Below are 17,789 nucleotides of genomic sequence, written 5' to 3'. Positions count from 1 at the left end.
TTTTTAAAGCCAAAAATGACAATTTGCTATGACATCAGCACTGTGGGAGCTGTAACCCAGGGGCGGTAGCGTGTCTGCGGTAATTGAAGTGGGATGTCATAACCTTTTGATTTAATTTGTTTTTATTTTTTTGTTCGGGAATGGTTTTTGGACGCTGGCAGAGTTCGGCGTACAGGGTTTCTACAGGTTCATGTGTTTTGTCATATGAGAGTTAATGGCGTTGATTACTTTTTAAACGGAGCATCGAGTGTTTAGGAAAATTGGGTTTGTTCTTCTAGCACTGCTGGCATGGGGGAGTGCCTATGCTGCGGCGTTGCCCGGCGGCATATCACCGGCAATGATTGAGCAGTTTAAGAGCCTGCCGCGTGCCCAGCAGGAACAGCTGGCAAAACAGTATGGGGTCGATTTATCCCAAATCACTGGTTCGCAAGGAGGGGAGGGCACCCGTCAGCAGAGCACCGTTTTACAACAGCGCCAGGTACTTCCAACTGATACCAGCTCCAAAGACGACAAAACACCGGATGATAACGGGGCCAAAAAACCGGTCCGTTACGGTCTAAACCTGTTTAATGCCGATATCAGTAGCTTTGCTCCGGTAGACAATGCGCCTGTGCCGGATGACTACGTTGTCGGCCCTAATGACGTTATCAATGTGCTGCTGTTCGGTAAGGAGAGCCAGCAGCTCAGCTTGAATGTGGAGCGAGACGGCACCGTTAACTTCCCTGACCTAGGCCCTATTGCGGTCGGCGGTCTGAGCTTTGGTAAGGTCAAAGCCCTGTTGGAAGGGCGAGTCAAAGAGCAGATGATTGGTATCACCGCGGCCGTTACCCTCAACAGCCTGCGTACCATCAGCATCTTTGTGGCGGGTGAAGCCAAATACCCGGGGGCATACGCCGTTCCCGCGCTCACCACCGTTACCCAAGCGCTTTTTGTCGCAGGTGGGGTAAGCGACATTGGTAGCCTTCGGCATATCGTGGTAAAGCGTGCCGGTAAAACAGTAACCAACTTCGACCTTTACGATCTGCTGCTGCGCGGTAATGCTTCAGATGACATCCGCCTGCAGTCCGGTGATGTGGTATTTATCCCGCCTTATACCGGCATCGCCGAGGTAAAAGGCGAAGTGCGTCGCCCAGCGCTTTACGAACTCAATAAAGACGACACCCTGGCTGATCTGTTGGCCATGGCTGGTGGCGCCAAGGCAGAGGCTTATCCTCAAGCCTCGGTGCTTGAGCGTATCAACAGCCAAAACCTTCGTGATATCCAGAACGTTGACCTGACCAACAGCAAAGTGCTTGCAGAGCATGTGCGTGGTGGGGACGTACTGCGGGTTGGCGTTACCTCCAATCGCACCGAAAATGCTGTGGTACTGGCTGGTGCCGTGGTGCGGCCCGGTAAATATGCCTGGCGCAAAGGCATGCATGTGCATGACTTGGTAAATAGTCTTTGGGCCGATCTGCGGCTCTCGGCTGACTTGGATTACGCCCTAGTGGTGCGTCAGGTCAATGCCCTGGGTGACATTGAAGTCAAACAGTTTGCCATTGGCAATGCGGTTACCAAGCCGGGCAGCCAGGACGACATCGCCCTGTCACCCAAAGATGTGGTACTGGTTTTTAACTACGACGACGCCAATCTTGAACGTACCAATCTTAATAAGTACATCACCAAGCAACTTCAGCCGGTGCTGGATAAATCCAGTGATGAGCGTTGGCTTTCAGACGATTTGCTAGCAAAAGGCATTCAGTCTATCCAAGACAACGCTAAGCAAAAGGATGTTAAATCGGTTGCCGGTTTTGCTATTAAAGATGCGGCTACAGATAAGCAGCAAACCCAACAAGAGCTTACTCAAGAGCGTCTGGCCGACGGTACCATTGTCTCTGTCCTGAGTGAGGCCACCCAGAACCTGCTTTCCAGAATTTTTGTCAACCCTGACCTGATGGCTTTAACACCGGAGCTAAAGCGTCAAGAATTGCTGTTCCCGGTACTGGAGAAGCTGAAAAACCAAGCTCGTAGCGGCTCTGAGCTGCAAGTCGTGTCCATCAGCGGAGATGTTAAAGTCCCTGGTGAATATCCGCTTGCCAGCGGCGCCAATATCCGCAGCCTCATTACCGCCGCCGGTGGCCTGAATGCGTCTGCCTATCTTGGCCGGGCTGAGCTTACCCGCGCCCAGGGCACCAACAAGGACATCAACGGTATTCAAGTTGCCCACCGCGCTGTTGATATCAGCGATGCGGTTAAAGGCGGTGTAGATAATATTGCCCTTGCCAGCCGAGACCACCTGAACGTCTTCTCCACTCCTGATTGGCAAGTGGACCGCACTGTGGAGATCCGTGGCGAAGTGCGCTTCCCTGGTTCCTACACAGTGCACCGCGGAGAGACGCTAGATGATGTGCTGCAGCGGGCTGGCGGTGTAACGCAGTACGCCTTTGTGGACGGCGCTGTCTTTACCCGTAAACAAGTGCAAGACAGAGAGAAAATGCAGGTCAATAAACTGATTGAGCAATTGCGAAGTGACGTGGCCACTCGCGCTCTTTCTGCCGATACGACAACCGTGTCATATCAAGACGCTATGGCGATGATTGGCGAGCTGCAAAAAATTCAGCCGGTAGGGCGCCTGGTAATCGACTTGCCGCATGTTTTGGCTGGCGATCGCGATGCCGATATGCAAGTGGAAGATGGCGATATCCTCTACATTCCGCGCAAAACTTCTACCGTTACCGTAGTGGGTGAAGTGCAACATGCCAGCAGCCATCGCTTTAAGCCTGGTATGAGTGTTGAAGACTACCTCAATCTCTCTGGTGGCTTCCGTAAGCGGGCCGATGAAGACCGCGTCTACGTTATTCGCGCTGACGGCTCGGTGATGATCCCGGGGCACAATAGCAGTTGGTTTGCCTCCAACAGCGACCAGCTCAAAGCCGGCGATACCATAGTGGTACCGCTCGATACTGAGTATATGAATAACCTGACCACCTGGAGCAGCGTCACTCAGATCATTTACCAAAGTGCGGTTGCCCTGGCGGCTATTGCAACGCTGTAAATGCTATCTGAATAAGAGGCTGCAAAATGCAGCCTCTTGCTGCTTCACTCTTATGCTGTAAACACCCTGCACTGAATTCGCAGGAATGAGGGTTCCATGAAGGACGCTGAATTTCCCACTTCCCAGCACTATCAACCGCAGCTGGCTATCCAAGACGATGAGATAGATCTTCGCGAGTTGTTCGCCGCTATTTGGCGAGGAAAATGGCTGGTCATTACTTGCACAGCCTTTTTTGCCATAGCCTCAGTCGCCATTGCCTTATATCTCCCCAATATCTATAAGTCAGAGGTGCTTCTCGCACCCGCTGAGCAGCAACAGCAAGGCGGCATTGCTGGCCTAGCAGGGCAGTTTGGTGGCCTTGCCTCTCTGGCGGGGATAAACCTTGGCGGTGGTAGTACCGACAAAACCACCCTTGCATTGCAGGTTTTGCAATCCAGAGAGTTCATCGGTAACTTTATCGACAAGCATCAAATTTTGGTGCCACTGATGGCAGCAAAAGGCTGGAACAGAGATACTGACTCGCTGATCTGGGATACCGACGTCTACAACCCCGAAAATAAAACCTGGGTGCGTAAGGTTAAGCCTCCTTTTCAGCCGAAACCTTCTGCCCAAGAAGCCTACAAAGAATTTACTAAAAATATATTAAGTTCCAGCCAAGATAAAGAAACCGGCATGGTCACCGTTTCGGTTAGCTTCTACTCGCCAGAAATGTCACAGCAATGGGCGACTTGGTTGGTAAAAGACCTTAATGATGTGATGCGCCAACGTGATATGGCTGAAGCTAAAAAAAGCATCCAGTATTTGGATGAGCAAATCAATAAAACTAATCTGACTGACCTTCGCACCATGCTCTATCAGTTAGTGGAACAACAAACTAAGACGCTGATGTTTGCCGAAGTGCGTGATGAATATGTGTTTAAGACGGTAGATCCAGCAATCGTGCCCGAAGAGAAAGACAAGCCTAAACGTGCTTTGATTTGTGTACTGGGTACGCTACTAGGAGGCATGTTAGGTGTAATGATTGTTTTGGTAAGGCATTTTTCCCGTAAATCCTGAGGTGTAACATGGACCTGTTCCTCCCTGCTATTGTTGCCTTTGCATTAAGCTGCATTGCCGTTACCGTTGCTAAGCCTATCGCTATTAGAGCTGGTTTGGTTGATGTCCCTAATGCTCGTAAACACCATGATGGTCATATACCTTTGGTTGGCGGAATTGCCATTTTTATCGCTGTACTTTTTGCAGTGATGATATTCCTCCCCAAAAGTCAGGCCATTAATATCTTCTTATTATCGGCAGCGCTGATTGTATTCATTGGTGTTTTAGATGATAAATACGATTTGAAAGTCTCTTTCCGGCTAATGGCGCAAGCACTGGCTGCGTGCATGATGATTTTTGGTGCAGGTTATTATCTCGAAAACTTGGGTAATCTTGTAGGCTTGGGTGATATTCATCTTGGCTATGCTGGGATAGTCTTAACGGTAATTGCTGTTATTGGTGCTATAAACGCTTTTAATATGGTGGACGGTATTGATGGCCTAGCAGGGTCACTGAGCGTAGTTAGCTTTGTTTCGTTAGCTGTACTCTTTGGATTGGTTAACAGTCCATGGACAGTAGTTCCTGTGCTTTTCGTCGGAGCCGTGCTGGCCTATTTAATGTTTAATTTAGGCTGGCCAAGTAAACGTGTCAGTAAAGTTTTTATGGGTGATGCTGGCTCCATGCTCATCGGCCTTTCAGTAGTCTGGATGCTGGTAATTGGTACCCAGTCCAGCCACACGGCCTTCAAGCCAGTCACGGCACTTTGGATCATAGCCATGCCACTGATGGATATGACGGCCATCATGGTTAGACGCATAATGAAACGTCAATCTCCCTTCAAACCGGATAGGGACCATTTGCATCATATTTTTATGCGGGCCGGGTTTTCCCCTCGGCAAGCCCTGGCGATCATTATTGTCAAGGCGCTATGCCTAGCAGTATTGGGCATATTGATGGAATATTATAGGGTTGCTGAGAGCTATTCCCTGCTGTGCTTTCTAATCATTTTTGCTACTTACAGCTGGAGTATTAACCACATCTGGCAGGTAGTAACTTTCATTAGAAAAGTAAGAACCTAATAGTTTCAGTAGGATAATATGTTGAAAATATTAATAACCGGCGGTGCTGGCTTCATTGGTTCAGCTGTAATTCGCCATGTCATTAGTCACACCGCCGATTCAGTGGTGAACGTTGACAAACTCACCTATGCCGGTAACCTCGAGAGCTTGGCTGAGGTCAGCGGCAGTGACCGCTATGCCTTCGAGCAGGTCGATATCTGCAATCGCGGCGAACTGGAACGGGTCTTTGCCGCCCACGCCCCGGATGCAGTCATGCATCTGGCGGCCGAGAGCCATGTCGACAGATCCATTGACGGCCCTGCGGCTTTTATCGAAACCAACATCCTTGGCACTTATACCCTGCTAGAAGTAGCGCGCCACTATTGGCAAGGCCTGGATGCGGAGAAAAAAGGGCGCTTCCGTTTCCACCATATCAGCACCGATGAAGTCTATGGTGATCTGCACGGCAAAGAGGATCTGTTCACCGAACAGACGCCTTACGCGCCCAGTTCTCCCTACTCGGCCAGCAAGGCCAGTTCCGATCACCTGGTCCGTGCCTGGCAGCGTACTTACGGCCTGCCAACCCTGGTGACCAATTGTTCCAACAATTACGGGCCCTACCACTTCCCGGAAAAGCTCATCCCGCTGATGATCCTCAATGCCCTGGAGGGTAACCCCCTGCCTGTCTACGGCAAGGGTGATCAGGTGCGCGACTGGCTTTTTGTCGAAGACCATGCCAGAGCGCTTTATAAGGTTGTCACTGAGGGAGCAGTAGGGGAGACATACAATATCGGTGGCCATAACGAAAAGCAGAATATTGCTGTCGTGCAGGCCATCTGTGCCCTCCTGGAGGAGCTGGCTCCCAAGTCGCAGGGCCTCAAGCACTTCACCGACCTCATTAGGTTCGTCAAGGATCGCCCCGGCCACGACCTGCGCTATGCCATCGATGCCTCGAAAATAAAGGCTGACCTAGGCTGGGAGCCGCAGGAGAGTTTTGAAAGTGGCATCCGCAAGACAGTACAGTGGTATCTGGCGAATCTTGATTGGTGCCGGCGCGTCCAGGATGGCAGTTATCAGCGTGAGCGCCTGGGAGTGGCCTTATGAAGGGCATCATATTGGCCGGTGGCTCCGGCACCCGGCTTTATCCCATCACCAGGGGCGTTTCCAAGCAACTGCTGCCCATCTACGACAAGCCGATGATCTATTACCCCTTGTCAGTGCTGATGCTGGCCGGGATCCGGGACATCCTGATCATCACCACCCCGGAAGATGCCGAAGGTTTCAAGCGGCTGCTGGGGGACGGTAGCCAGTTCGGCATTACTCTTAGCTATGCCGAGCAGCCCAGCCCTGAAGGCCTGGCCCAGGCCTTCATCATTGGTGAAGAGTTCATTGGTGACAGCAGCGTTTGCTTGGTGCTAGGCGACAATATTTTTTACGGACAAGGATTTGGCTCTAAGTTGAGGCAGGCCGCTAAGCGTACTACGGGGGCGACAGTCTTTGGCTATCAGGTCAAAGACCCCGAGCGTTTCGGCGTCGTCGAGTTTGATACCCAGCAACGTGCCATTTCCATAGAGGAAAAGCCAGCTAAGCCCAAATCCCATTTCGCTGTCACCGGCCTCTACTTCTACGATAATGATGTGGTACGCATCGCCAAGGATGTGCAGCCATCGGCTCGAGGGGAATTGGAGATCACCACTATCAACCAGGCCTACCTGGAGCGGGGCGATCTACAGGTGGAACTGCTTGGACGAGGCTTCGCCTGGCTTGATACTGGTACTCATGAAAGCCTATTAGAAGCGGCACAGTTCGTCGAGACCATAGAACGCCGACAGGGCTATAAAATAGCCTGCTTGGAAGAGATATCGTTTTATAACGGATGGCTTTCTGAAGATGATATATTATCAATTTCAGCAGACTTAACGAAAAATGGGTACGGCCAATATCTGCTCTCACTTATCCATGATGGAGAAATAAGGTGATATTACATATCGCGCCATCAGAGAAGTTCATCCCTTCTTTTATTGAACTCGTAGATAAAGAGTTCGATATTGGAAAACATCACTTTTGGCTGTCAGGGAATCATGATGATTATAAACACAGGAGTAGAGAGCAGGTATATCTGGCGAAGTCCAGTGTACTGGGTAAACTCAAAGGGTTATTAAATTTATTAATAAAGTCGAATGCTGCGGATAAAATAATTCTCCACGGTATTTTCGATACTTCTGTTTTAGTTTTTTTATTTTGCAATCCTAGATTTTATAAAAAGTGTTATTGGGTTATATGGGGAGGGGATTTGTATGCGTACAACTATAGGAATTCAAGCTTAAAATGGTATGTTAAAGAGATCTTTAGGAAACGAGTCATAAAGAAGATCGGAAATTTAGTTACATATATCGAAGGAGATGCTGAACTTGCGAAAAAGTGGTACGGAGCGGAAGGTCATATACATCAGTGTCTGATGTATGAAAGTAATGTTTATCATGAATTTCATATAAAAGAAAAAAAAGAAAAGTCTATTAATATTCAAGTTGGAAACTCAGCTGATCCAGCTAACAATCACTTTGAAGTTTTTGATGATATTATAAAGTTTCGCAGTGCTAATGTGAAAATTTTTGTACCCTTGTCTTACGGCGATAAAAAATATGCAGATATGGTTATAAAAAAAGGATACGAGCTTTTTGGAGAGAATTTTTTTCCATTGACTACTTTTATGTCCTTCCAAGACTATATCCAATTTTTAGGTGACATAGATATTGCTATATTTAGCCATCGTCGACAGCAAGCGATGGGTAATACGATCTCATTATTGGGACTCGGGAAAAAAGTTTTCATAAGAGATGACGTTCCACAATACAAACTCTTTATAGATATGGGAGTTTCTGTGTCAAGCGTGAAAAACCTTGAAATAGTGCCGCTAGCTATCGATGTAAGAGAGAAAAACAAGTTGATTATAGCCAGTTTTTTTTCAAGAGATAAATTAGTTTCGCAGTGGAAAGAGATTTTTAATAGATGATTAGTGCTGGTTTTTATCTTCTTGGTTTGAAAGGGTTTAGTGTTTTAAAAGGGTTTGTTGAGAAAATGGGCCCTGAGAAAGTTGGCGTTGTTTGTATTGGAAAAGACGGAGGTGTAGAAAATGATTATCATCATGAAACATCCTCGTTTTGTAAATCCAATAACATCACGTTCTACTTTCGAGGGGAATCTCCTAAGGGAAGTGCAAACTACTTCTTTGCAATTGGTTGGAGGTGGATTATCTCCGACGATGCAAACTTGATAGTGCTTCATGATTCTTTGCTTCCACAATATAGAGGATTCTCTCCACTAGTTAACATGTTAATTAATGGAGAAAGTAAAATTGGGGTTTCTGCAATAAAAGCATCGAATGAGTATGACCGTGGAGATATCCTTGGTCAAAAGGAGGTGAATATTACGTACCCAGTTAAAATAAGCGATGCAATTGATAAGCTTTCCGTGATTTACTCAGATTTGGTTGTTAGTGTATATTCATCAATCACAAATAAAGATACCCTTGAAGGCATAAAACAAGATAACGACCTTGCGAGCTATTCTATGTGGCGTGATGGGTTCGATTACGTTATAGATTGGTCTCAGGATGCTGAGCGAATTATACGATTCATAGATGCACTCGGGTCACCATATTTAGGGGCTTTAACTTACATCAATGGACGCAGTGTCAGAGTCAAAGATGCTCAGCTATTTGATGATGTATCTATAATTGACCGAGAGGTTCATGTTGGGAAACGTATCTTTTCAAAAGATGGTAAACCAGTAATTATATGTGGGACAGGACTACTATTAATCAATAAAGCTATTTTTGAAGATAATGGCAAGGAAATTTTTGAAACAATTCCATTCAGAGTTAGATTCGGTTAGTCAGGGCGATTAAAAATGATAGCATTTAATATTTTTCCTTATACTGGTAATGAAGAGCAATATGTTTTAGATGCTATGCGAAGCAAACGAATTTCTGGTGATGGTGGGTTTACGAAGCGATGTCACCAGTGGTTCGAAGAGAACTTACATTGTGTTAAAGCTTTACTGACGCCTTCCTGCACACATGCTTTGGAAATGGCTGCAATTCTTATTGATATTCATCCCGGAGATGAAGTCATAATGCCGAGTTATACTTTTGTCAGTACAGCTAATGCCTTTGTACTTCGCGGAGCTAAAGTTGTTTTTGTCGATATCCGGCCGGACACTATGAATATCGATGAACGGCTTATCGAAGAGGCCATAACGGAAAAAACAAAAGCTATTGTCCCGGTTCACTATGCGGGTGTGTCTTGTGAAATGGATACCATCATGGCTATAGCTGAAAAGCATGGCCTCTTTGTTATTGAGGATGCTGCTCAAGGCATGATGTCAAGCTATAATGGAAAACCCCTAGGGACAATTGGACATCTGGGAGCTTATAGTTTCCATGAGACTAAAAATTACACCAGCGGTGGTGAAGGCGGCCTGCTTATCATCAACGATGATCGTTTCAAAGAGCGAGCAGAAGTTATTCGCGAAAAAGGGACCAATCGAAGTCAATTTTTCAGGGGTATGGTAGATAAATATAGCTGGGTAGATATAGGAAGCAGTTATTTACCATCAGACATCCAAGCCGCGTACTTATGGGGGCAATTGGAGATGGTTGATGTAATAAATAAGTCTAGACTCGAAATTTGGCAATCGTACAAAGAAGAACTTCAACCATTAGTTCGGGCAGGCATAATTGAATCACCTTTTGTGCCGTCAAATTGTTTACATAATGCACATATGTTTTATGTCAAAGTCTCTAATCTCGAAGATAGAAGCGAGTTGATTGAGTATTTAAAGGCGAACGACGTAACGGCGGCTTTCCATTACGTTCCTCTCCATTCATCAACAATAGGCATGGAATTTGGTGTTTTCTCTGGTGAAGATAAATATACTACCATTGAAAGTGAAAGACTTATTCGTCTACCTCTTTGGTATGGTATGACCAAGCAAGATGTATCACTAATTATAAGAAAAATAAAAGAGTTCTACGCTTGAATATAAAAACCATATTTGCATTTTCATTAGGACCTATTGGTTCAGCTGTATTGAGTGTTATCGCACTTCCAATCATTGCGTGGTACTATTCGCCAGAAGATATTGGGCGTATTTCTCTATTACAAACTGCGATAAATCTTTGCACAATATTTTGTTGTCTAGGGTTAGACCAAGCTTATGTTAGAGAGTTTCATGAGAGTAAAGACAAATCATTGCTTTTAAAAAGTTGTATTTTACCTAGTTTTTTTATTCTTTCACTTGTTTTTTTAGCACTTCTAACACAACCTGGTCTTGTATCGTATTATTTGTTTGAGTATAAAAATAACGCTATAAGTTTTATTGTTTTATTTTGTTTTCTTATGGCTTTTTTCATTAGATTTTTATCACTCATTCTTCGAATGCAAGAGAGAGGGTTTACTTTTTCTTTAAGCCAGATCGCACCTAAAGTGATATTTTTACTGTCAATTATTATATTTGCTAAATCATACCATTCACACCAATTTGAGCAGCTTCTGATATCTCAAACTATATCGCTTTGCTTTACCTTTCTATTTTTTTTGTATTCGACAAAAGATGCATGGATGGAAGCATTAAAGAAGAAGCTCGATTTGCAACATTGCTTAGGACTGATTAAGTTTGCGTATCCATTAATTTTTGGTTCTCTCGCCTTCTGGGGCTTAACGGCTACTGATAGGGTCTTTTTAAGAAATTTTTCAAGTTTTGAAGAGTTGGGTATTTATTCTGTAGCTGTAAGCTTCGCTGGAGCTGCGATTATTTTGCAAAGTATATTTTCAACTGTTTGGGCTCCAATAGTCTATAGAAAGTATTCAGCTGGAGCGGACTTAGATAAAATAGAAAAAATAATTAGATATATTTTACTTATGGTAATGATTTTTTTCTGCACTGCAGGAATGTTTTCTTGGGTATTTAATCTATTTCTACCTAAAGACTATGAAAATGTTAAATTTATTCTTACCGCATGTTTAGGGTACCCACTTTTATACACTTTGTCTGAGACAACTGTTGTTGGAGTGAATATTTCTAAAAAGACCTTTTATTCGATGCTGGCGTCCTTGCTTGCTTTTCTCATTAACGCCGTCTGTAATTATTTCTTAGTGCCCTTATATGGTGCAGCTGGTGCTGCTGCTAGTACTGCCTTTTCATTTTGGATTTTCTTGGTATTAAGAACCGAATTTTCAATTTTGCTTTGGAAAAAAATAAAAAGAGGACAGCTTTATGCGTTTTCTTTTATAGCTACGGCTATGGCCATCTTAACAGCATTGTATGGATCTATTATCGGGTGGTGGGGACCGGTAACTTGGCTTCTGTTGTTTCTTTTCGTGCTAATAGTCTTTTTTAGAGAATTTCACGAGATTGCTTCATGGTCAAGAATGAGAATTAACCTCAATAGAGTGAAATAGAATGTGCCTTCTATCTTGGTGAAATTTTTGTCTAGTCAAATCTCGTTCTAGGGAATTAGAAAGTGGAAAAAATCCTGGATGTATTGGCTGCCATTAGCCTTCTATTTCTGGCTTTTCTTTTAGTCTCAAAGTTTAAAGCGGGGAAAACCAATTCAGATCGGTTGATTTGGCTTGTGCTATTCTCCTTCGTGATTTTATTGTTTACGTTTAGAGATTTAGGACTCGACTTGGAAAATTATAGGGCATTCTATGATGGCTCCGTTATCCAGTCGTCAATAAATAATTCCACTTTTGAGTTCGATTTTGAAATTGGTTGGTTGACTGTTATCTTTTTCTTTAAAAAAATAGGACTTTCTTTTCATTTTTTTTTGTTTTTCTCGTCGGCTATACCTATTTATATAATCTACTACATCGCTAAAAAAAATGACAAAGAAATTAAAACTCCGGTGGTTTTTATATTCTTTATGGCATTTTTGTTTTGGGACGCCATTGATATAATAAGAGCTTTCTTTGCTTCCGCCCTTATATTACTATCTATCTATCAAATTAGTGAGAATAAAAAAATCAGGGCGGCAACACTTATGTTGCCTTCAGTTGCTTTCCATAATAGCGCGATATTGTCTCCGCTTGCTTTTATATTAAGTAAATTCCGAGTGAGTCCCTCGTTTGCGTATTTTGGTTTAGCACTGTCGGCTTTTCTCGGAATTATCGTTTATCTTTCCCTCTCTTTTATTTCCATCGGAAGTGGTTATGACCATAGAGATGGTAGCTTTTTTCAAGAACTCATTTTTAAGATAAATTACTATCTTGTTTACTACCAACAGCACGGATATAAATTTATCAATGCTACTCATTTTTTTCTTAGCGAAGCGAGGACTCTGCTAAATTATCTATGCTATACATTCATTTTTTTCTTCTCAGTCAAGTTACAACATGACTCAAACCGGTTTGTTGAATTGCAGTCTAGGATATTCATATTTACCGCATTTATTTATACATTTTTTGTATTTTCCGGACTATCTGTGCTAGGTATAAGAATATTAATGCTTTTGAATCTAGGTTGCTTATTCATAATGGCAAGAGCATTTTCAGATAGCTGGTTGAAAAAAAAATGGATGGTCGCTTTCTCTCTTCTTTTATTTCTTCGATTTGTTGTCTACCTGCTTTATTTAGCTGGACTTCACCAGCCTAAGAGCCCATTTTTTTTAGGCCTGTGACATCGATTCAAGATAATTATTTTTAATATATTTAATAGGTTAGCTAATATTGATTTTGCCGATGGTAGAGATATGGATAATGAAATTTAACGCGTCATATCAATATTGATTTTTAGTCCGTATAAGTATTTTTATCGCCAGGACGCTCACCAAGGTCTATTGTTTATGGAAAAAGATAAAAGTCAGTGCCGAATTGCCGTAATATTTTTTGCGTTCAATCGCCCTCATAAACTGAAGGAAACTATTAGGTCTTATAAAAAATGTTCAGAGAGACAGCTAAGTGACATTTTCGTTTTTGTCGATGGAGCAAGAAACGAAAATGACAAAGAAAAAATTAACGAGTGTCTATTTGTAACAACTACCGAGTTGCCAGCGGCCACTATTAGTGTCAGGGACTACAACTTGGGGCTGAAGCAGTCTATATGGCAGGGGGTCACTGAAGTACTCTCAAAGTATGATGCCGCTATTGTTATTGAAGATGATCTAGAATTGGCGCCTGATTTTTATCGCTATATGAGAGCCGGCTTAGAGCGTTATCAATTTGAAGATAAGGTGTGCCAGATATCCGGATTTAACTACTTAGGTAATGGTAGCAATTCGAAGGATTGCTTTTTCTTGCCTTTGACAACTTCTTGGGGTTGGGCTACTTGGGCCAGAGCTTGGCGGGATTTTAGTGTTGAAGATACACTTTCCTTAAAAAATTTATCTTTAGAAGAAAGAAAATTCAATCTGGAAGGATCTTTTCCTTTTCTTTCTATGCTTAAAAAGGAAGCTGATGGGAAGGTCAACTCTTGGGCCATACGTTGGTACTTGTATTCTTTTCTTCATAATAGACTCACTTTGTATCCTCCTACAACGATGGTAAATAATGATGGGTTTGATAGTAGCGGGACCCATGCTGCTAATAAGTCTGGCTCTTTATTTAGCCAGGTAGAGGTATCGGTATTGAGTGAGATAAGGTACCCTGCAGATGTAGATATTGATAAAATTCAATTAAGTCTTTTGATTTGTAAATTTAATAAATTTAAGACAAAGGTATTATGGAATAAATTCGTTTCTTATTTTAGGATATTATTTAATTAATGAAAAACTATATAAAACGCTATAACTTTATCAGCTGGCTAATTGGTAATATCTATGGTTTACTATTTGGTTTATTAGGTTTTTTTTACCGGATAAAATATATTGGTAGCTGCACTATTGCTTGGTCCGCTCGTATTGTGGGCTGGAAAAACCTGAGAATTGGAAAAGGTGTAGTGTTATGTCACGACACGTGGATTAATGTCTCTCATAGGAAGTCGGCTAATATCTCTATAAGTATTGGTGATAAAAGCTTTGTTGGTGTCAGAAATTTTTTTAGTGTAGGAAATAGCATTGATATTGGCAGCTACTTTTTGACTGCCTCTAATTGTTCTTTTATTGGTGCCTCTCACATTGTTGATGATCCCTTTTCTCCTTACCTGTCTACCGGTGTCACCCAAAAAAACGACATTATTATTGAGGAAAATTGTTTCTTTGGTTATGGCAGCAGTGTTGTTGGAAATGTACGTATAGGAAGGGGCTCAATTATTGGTGCTCATGCTGTTGTGTTGGGTGATATACCACCCTTTTCCATTGTTATCGGTAATCCCGCTCACGTTGTAAAGCGTTTTGATTTTAAGTCAGGAACGTGGACAAAAGAGTTTGACGGACTTGACGAGAGTCTTGTCCCGTCCAGAGAAGAATACAAAGAAACACTGGATAAAAAATCTTTTAATCCACTATTTACATCCATCTTGGCTAGCCGTTTGCTGTCCAGTATTTATTGAGTAATCTAATGAGTAATGTATTGATAACCGGCTGTTTTGGCTTTATCGGTTCTGCATTGATGAAGAAGCTTCGCCTTGAAGGACACAGAGTTTTAGGCGTAGGTAGGGGAATTCTGCCAGCGGAAGAGGGGAAAGGCGATGATTACATCTGTGGAGACTTGAACTCTACTTTTTTAGCCTCATTCTACGCTAAACATGATTTTAAACCTGATTATGTTTTCCATCTTGCTGGCAGCGCATCTGTTGCTCGTGCTGAGGCCAGCCCTAGTGAGAGCTTGGAAAATAACGTCGTAACGACTTTGAGATTGCTTGAATGGGTTAGGTGTTATTGTCCTTCGGCCAAAGTGATTTTTTCCTCTAGCGCTGCTGTTTACGGCTCAAATGAAAGCAATTCCTTGTTAAAAGAGAGTAATATTCCTTGTCCTGTCTCTACTTATGGTCAGCATAAAATTTTTGCCGAAGATATTGCCCTTAGTTATGCGTCCAGATCGGAATTGGATGTTAGGATTGCTCGATTGTTCTCTGTTTATGGTCCTGGGCTGAAAAAACAGTTCCTTTGGGATTTTTGCAACAGGGTATCGGAGAATCAGTCCTCGTATCTAGAAATGTTTGGCTCCGGTGATGAGCTTAGGGATTGGATATTCATCGATGATCTTGTTTCTATGCTTTGGAATTTTGCCCAGAATGATAATTGCCAAGTAGTGATGAATATAGGTACTGGTGTGGCTAACACTGTGAAGGGGCTCGCGGAGCTTATTCTTAATGAGTTTGGGCGTTCAGATATTAGGCTGGATTTTAACGGGAATAAAAGAATAGGAGACCCAGTTTCTCTGGTTGCTGACGTGTCTAGGCAGTCTTGTCTTAATTTTCCTTGCCAAGTGGACTTGGCGACAGGTGTAAAGCATTATGTTCAGTGGTTTTTGAATGAGCGATGATCTAAAAAGGCTGGCCATTTTTTGCCCTGACCATAAACTATGGATGGGCGGAGTGAATTACTATGTTAGGATTTGTGAAGCCCTAGATAAAATGGCATTACCAATTGAAGTTGTGGTTTTTATGCCCCCTGGTACTCCAGATTACATTCGGGCATCCTTCGAAAAAATGAGCTTTGTATCATGCAAGGTTGTCGATTCTACAAAGCAGTCCTTTAAAGATCTAATCACTGCTCTTGTATCGGGTTTAGACCCTACTGTTAACAAACTTCTTCGTCTGCATAATATAAATATGGTTATAGAAAATGCTGCATTCTATGGCTGGAGGACGCGCTTTAGGGTAATCAGCTGGGTGCCTGACCTTCAGCATGCATTTTTGCCACATTTTTTTTCTTTATCTACTCGAGTTAAAAGAGATTTCGGTTTTTTCCTTCAGTCACTCTTCCGAAAAGACATTATAGTAAGTAGCCAGGATACAAAGAGATCTTTCTTAGAAAGATACCGTGTTTCAGATAGGTGTAAAATTAAAGTCGTGCGATTCTCTCCTAATGTGGTTGGTACTGAAAGACCCCTGTTGTCTTTGGACAAACTACAATCGAAATTTGGTTTTCGGCAGCCATATATATTCATGCCAAATCAATACTGGCCTCATAAAAATCAAAAGCTAGTGGTCGAGGCTATTCAGCATCTCAGAGAAAGCGGGCGCAAGCCACTACAAGTCATATCGACGGGAAACTTCAATACAGAATGTTACAAGCAGATCAATGAATTTCTTGAGCGAAATGAGCTTTTAGATGATTACAAGGTACTAGGCTTTGTAAGTAATGATGAGTTGGAGAGTTTGCTGTATTACTCTAAAGCCTTGCTTAACCCATCCCTTTTCGAAGGTTGGAATTCTTCAGTTGAAGACGCTAAGGCAAGAAAAAAATTCCTTATCCTTTCCGATATACCTGTCCATAGAGAACAGGCTGATATCAATGTATCGTTTTTTGGTGTTAATGATAAGAGGCAGTTAGCAGAGCTTCTAGATGAGAGTTTCTGCATTCCCGAAATTGTTTCGGGAGGGAATTATTTTCTGCAGTTTGTCGATGACTTAAAAAAAATTTTCAAGTGAGGTAAATATAATGAAAAAAGCATTTATTACTGGTGTTACGGGTCAAGATGGTTCCTATCTTGCTGAGTTCCTTCTGGAGAAGGGGTATGAGGTACACGGAATCAAACGTCGTGCTTCATCTTTTAACACTGAGCGTGTTGATCATATTTATCAGGACCTTCATGAAGATAATCCACGATTTTTTTTGCACTATGGTGACCTGACCGACACGTCGAATCTTGTTCGCTTGATTCAAGAGATACAACCTGATGAAGTTTATAATCTTGGTGCACAGTCTCATGTCGCTGTCTCTTTTGAATCGCCAGAATATACAGCGGATGTAGACGCGATGGGTACACTCCGGCTACTGGAAGCCATACGCATCTGCGGCCTTGAAAAGACGACTCGTTTCTACCAAGCTTCAACATCTGAGCTTTATGGCTTGGTACAGGAGATTCCGCAAAAGGAAACTACACCTTTTTACCCTCGCTCTCCCTATGCTGTAGCCAAAATGTACGCTTATTGGATCACAGTTAACTACCGTGAGTCCTACGGTATGTATGCCTGTAATGGTATTCTCTTTAATCATGAGTCACCGCGTCGCGGCGAAACGTTTGTTACCCGTAAGATCACCCGTGCGCTGGCCAATATCTCCCAAGGTTTGGAGTCCTGCCTTTACCTGGGCAACATGGACTCTTTGCGTGATTGGGGGCATGCCAAAGACTATGTACGGATGCAATGGATGATGCTGCAGCAGGAGCAGCCAGAAGACTTTGTTATTGCTACAGGTAAGCAGATTTCCGTTAGGGAGTTTGTTCGCATGTCTGCGAAAGAGCTGGGCATAGAACTTGAATTTACCGGCAAAGGCGTTGATGAAATTGCAATAGTGAAATCTGTCGTTGGAGAGAAATCCACGGGAGTGAACGTTGGTGATGTTGTTGTACGGGTTGATCCCCGTTATTTCCGTCCGGCCGAAGTAGATACACTCTTGGGTGATCCTTCTAAGGCCAAAGCAAAGCTGGGCTGGGTACCTGAGATCACAGTTGAACAGATGTGTGCTGAAATGGTGGCGAGTGATCTGGATAAAGCACGCCGGCATGCCTTACTTAAGGCTCATGGTCACGATGTCTCGCTGTCTTTGGAGAATTAAG

15 protein-coding genes are annotated in these 17,789 nt (G+C 43.2%); all 15 read left to right on the top strand.

The window, feature by feature from the left end:
• The first annotated feature begins 337 nt into the window (after positions 1–337).
• On the top strand, positions 338–3,034 hold the full coding sequence (locus tag EDC28_RS15645) for an SLBB domain-containing protein (protein WP_123422253.1): 2,697 nt from the start codon (positions 338–340) through the stop codon (positions 3,032–3,034).
• Between the two features lie 96 nt (positions 3,035–3,130).
• On the top strand, positions 3,131–4,090 hold the full coding sequence (locus EDC28_RS15640; RefSeq protein WP_123422252.1) for a Wzz/FepE/Etk N-terminal domain-containing protein: 960 nt from the start codon (positions 3,131–3,133) through the stop codon (positions 4,088–4,090).
• Positions 4,091–4,098: 8 nt separating this feature from the next.
• Positions 4,099–5,148 carry a UDP-N-acetylglucosamine--undecaprenyl-phosphate N-acetylglucosaminephosphotransferase gene (wecA, locus tag EDC28_RS15635; RefSeq protein WP_123422251.1) on the top strand — a complete coding sequence of 350 codons (1,050 nt, stop codon included), beginning with the start codon at positions 4,099–4,101 and terminating at the stop codon, positions 5,146–5,148.
• Between the two features lie 18 nt (positions 5,149–5,166).
• Complete coding sequence (gene rfbB / locus EDC28_RS15630) at positions 5,167–6,231, top strand: dTDP-glucose 4,6-dehydratase (RefSeq protein ID WP_123422250.1); 1,065 nt, start codon at positions 5,167–5,169, stop codon at positions 6,229–6,231.
• Positions 6,228–7,106: a glucose-1-phosphate thymidylyltransferase RfbA gene (gene rfbA / locus EDC28_RS15625; RefSeq protein WP_123422249.1), complete on the top strand. Its 879-nt coding sequence runs from the start codon at positions 6,228–6,230 to the stop codon at positions 7,104–7,106. The genes rfbB and rfbA overlap by 4 nt, the downstream gene beginning before the upstream one ends.
• Complete coding sequence (locus EDC28_RS15620; protein WP_123422248.1) at positions 7,103–8,140, top strand: TDP-N-acetylfucosamine:lipid II N-acetylfucosaminyltransferase family protein; 1,038 nt, start codon at positions 7,103–7,105, stop codon at positions 8,138–8,140. Before rfbA ends, EDC28_RS15620 begins: the two co-directional genes overlap by 4 nt.
• A complete protein-coding gene (locus tag EDC28_RS15615; protein WP_123422247.1) occupies positions 8,137–9,021 on the top strand; it encodes a methionyl-tRNA formyltransferase in 885 nt (294 codons plus the stop codon). The genes EDC28_RS15620 and EDC28_RS15615 overlap by 4 nt, the downstream gene beginning before the upstream one ends.
• Before the next feature lie 15 nt (positions 9,022–9,036).
• Complete coding sequence (rffA, locus tag EDC28_RS15610; protein WP_123422246.1) at positions 9,037–10,167, top strand: dTDP-4-amino-4,6-dideoxygalactose transaminase; 1,131 nt, start codon at positions 9,037–9,039, stop codon at positions 10,165–10,167.
• Positions 10,164–11,588, top strand: a complete 1,425-nt coding sequence (locus EDC28_RS15605; protein WP_170164145.1) for a lipopolysaccharide biosynthesis protein — start codon at positions 10,164–10,166, stop codon at positions 11,586–11,588. Before rffA ends, EDC28_RS15605 begins: the two co-directional genes overlap by 4 nt.
• 62 nt (positions 11,589–11,650) lie before the next feature.
• Positions 11,651–12,805 (top strand): EpsG family protein, encoded by a 1,155-nt coding sequence (locus tag EDC28_RS15600; RefSeq protein WP_123422244.1) that lies wholly within the window; start codon positions 11,651–11,653, stop codon positions 12,803–12,805.
• Positions 12,806–12,970: 165 nt separating this feature from the next.
• The gene (locus EDC28_RS15595) at positions 12,971–13,888 is read left to right on the top strand and encodes a glycosyltransferase family protein (RefSeq protein ID WP_123422243.1); all 918 of its coding nucleotides are present in this window, start codon (positions 12,971–12,973) and stop codon (positions 13,886–13,888) included.
• Positions 13,888–14,613 carry an acyltransferase gene (locus EDC28_RS15590; protein ID WP_123422242.1) on the top strand — a complete coding sequence of 242 codons (726 nt, stop codon included), beginning with the start codon at positions 13,888–13,890 and terminating at the stop codon, positions 14,611–14,613. Before EDC28_RS15595 ends, EDC28_RS15590 begins: the two co-directional genes overlap by 1 nt.
• Before the next feature lie 8 nt (positions 14,614–14,621).
• On the top strand, positions 14,622–15,548 hold the full coding sequence (locus EDC28_RS15585) for an NAD-dependent epimerase/dehydratase family protein (protein ID WP_123422241.1): 927 nt from the start codon (positions 14,622–14,624) through the stop codon (positions 15,546–15,548).
• Complete coding sequence (locus EDC28_RS15580; protein ID WP_123422240.1) at positions 15,538–16,659, top strand: glycosyltransferase; 1,122 nt, start codon at positions 15,538–15,540, stop codon at positions 16,657–16,659. The genes EDC28_RS15585 and EDC28_RS15580 overlap by 11 nt, the downstream gene beginning before the upstream one ends.
• A 10-nt stretch (positions 16,660–16,669) precedes the next feature.
• The gene (gmd, locus tag EDC28_RS15575; RefSeq protein ID WP_123422239.1) at positions 16,670–17,788 is read left to right on the top strand and encodes a GDP-mannose 4,6-dehydratase; all 1,119 of its coding nucleotides are present in this window, start codon (positions 16,670–16,672) and stop codon (positions 17,786–17,788) included.
• Position 17,789 lies beyond the last annotated feature (1 nt).

The sequence above is a fragment of the Gallaecimonas pentaromativorans genome, from assembly GCF_003751625.1.
Taxonomy (GTDB): domain Bacteria; phylum Pseudomonadota; class Gammaproteobacteria; order Enterobacterales; family Gallaecimonadaceae; genus Gallaecimonas; species Gallaecimonas pentaromativorans.
The sequence above is the reverse complement of the archived record's forward strand: the minus strand, read 5'-3'. Positions and strand labels throughout refer to the sequence as shown.

Excerpts from the sequence above, each read along its gene's own strand:
- EDC28_RS15645 (WP_123422253.1), top strand. The coding sequence starts at position 338 with ATGATTGAGCAGTTTAAGAGCCTGCCGCGTGCCCAGCAGGAACAGCTG.
- EDC28_RS15640 (WP_123422252.1), top strand. The coding sequence starts at position 3,131 with ATGAAGGACGCTGAATTTCCCACTTCCCAGCACTATCAACCGCAGCTG.
- wecA (WP_123422251.1), top strand. The coding sequence starts at position 4,099 with ATGGACCTGTTCCTCCCTGCTATTGTTGCCTTTGCATTAAGCTGCATT.
- rfbB (WP_123422250.1), top strand. The coding sequence starts at position 5,167 with ATGTTGAAAATATTAATAACCGGCGGTGCTGGCTTCATTGGTTCAGCT.
- rfbA (WP_123422249.1), top strand. The coding sequence starts at position 6,228 with ATGAAGGGCATCATATTGGCCGGTGGCTCCGGCACCCGGCTTTATCCC.
- EDC28_RS15615 (WP_123422247.1), top strand. The coding sequence starts at position 8,137 with ATGATTAGTGCTGGTTTTTATCTTCTTGGTTTGAAAGGGTTTAGTGTT.
- rffA (WP_123422246.1), top strand. The coding sequence starts at position 9,037 with ATGATAGCATTTAATATTTTTCCTTATACTGGTAATGAAGAGCAATAT.
- EDC28_RS15595 (WP_123422243.1), top strand. The coding sequence starts at position 12,971 with ATGGAAAAAGATAAAAGTCAGTGCCGAATTGCCGTAATATTTTTTGCG.
- EDC28_RS15590 (WP_123422242.1), top strand. The coding sequence starts at position 13,888 with ATGAAAAACTATATAAAACGCTATAACTTTATCAGCTGGCTAATTGGT.
- EDC28_RS15585 (WP_123422241.1), top strand. The coding sequence starts at position 14,622 with ATGAGTAATGTATTGATAACCGGCTGTTTTGGCTTTATCGGTTCTGCA.
- EDC28_RS15580 (WP_123422240.1), top strand. The coding sequence starts at position 15,538 with ATGAGCGATGATCTAAAAAGGCTGGCCATTTTTTGCCCTGACCATAAA.
- gmd (WP_123422239.1), top strand. The coding sequence starts at position 16,670 with ATGAAAAAAGCATTTATTACTGGTGTTACGGGTCAAGATGGTTCCTAT.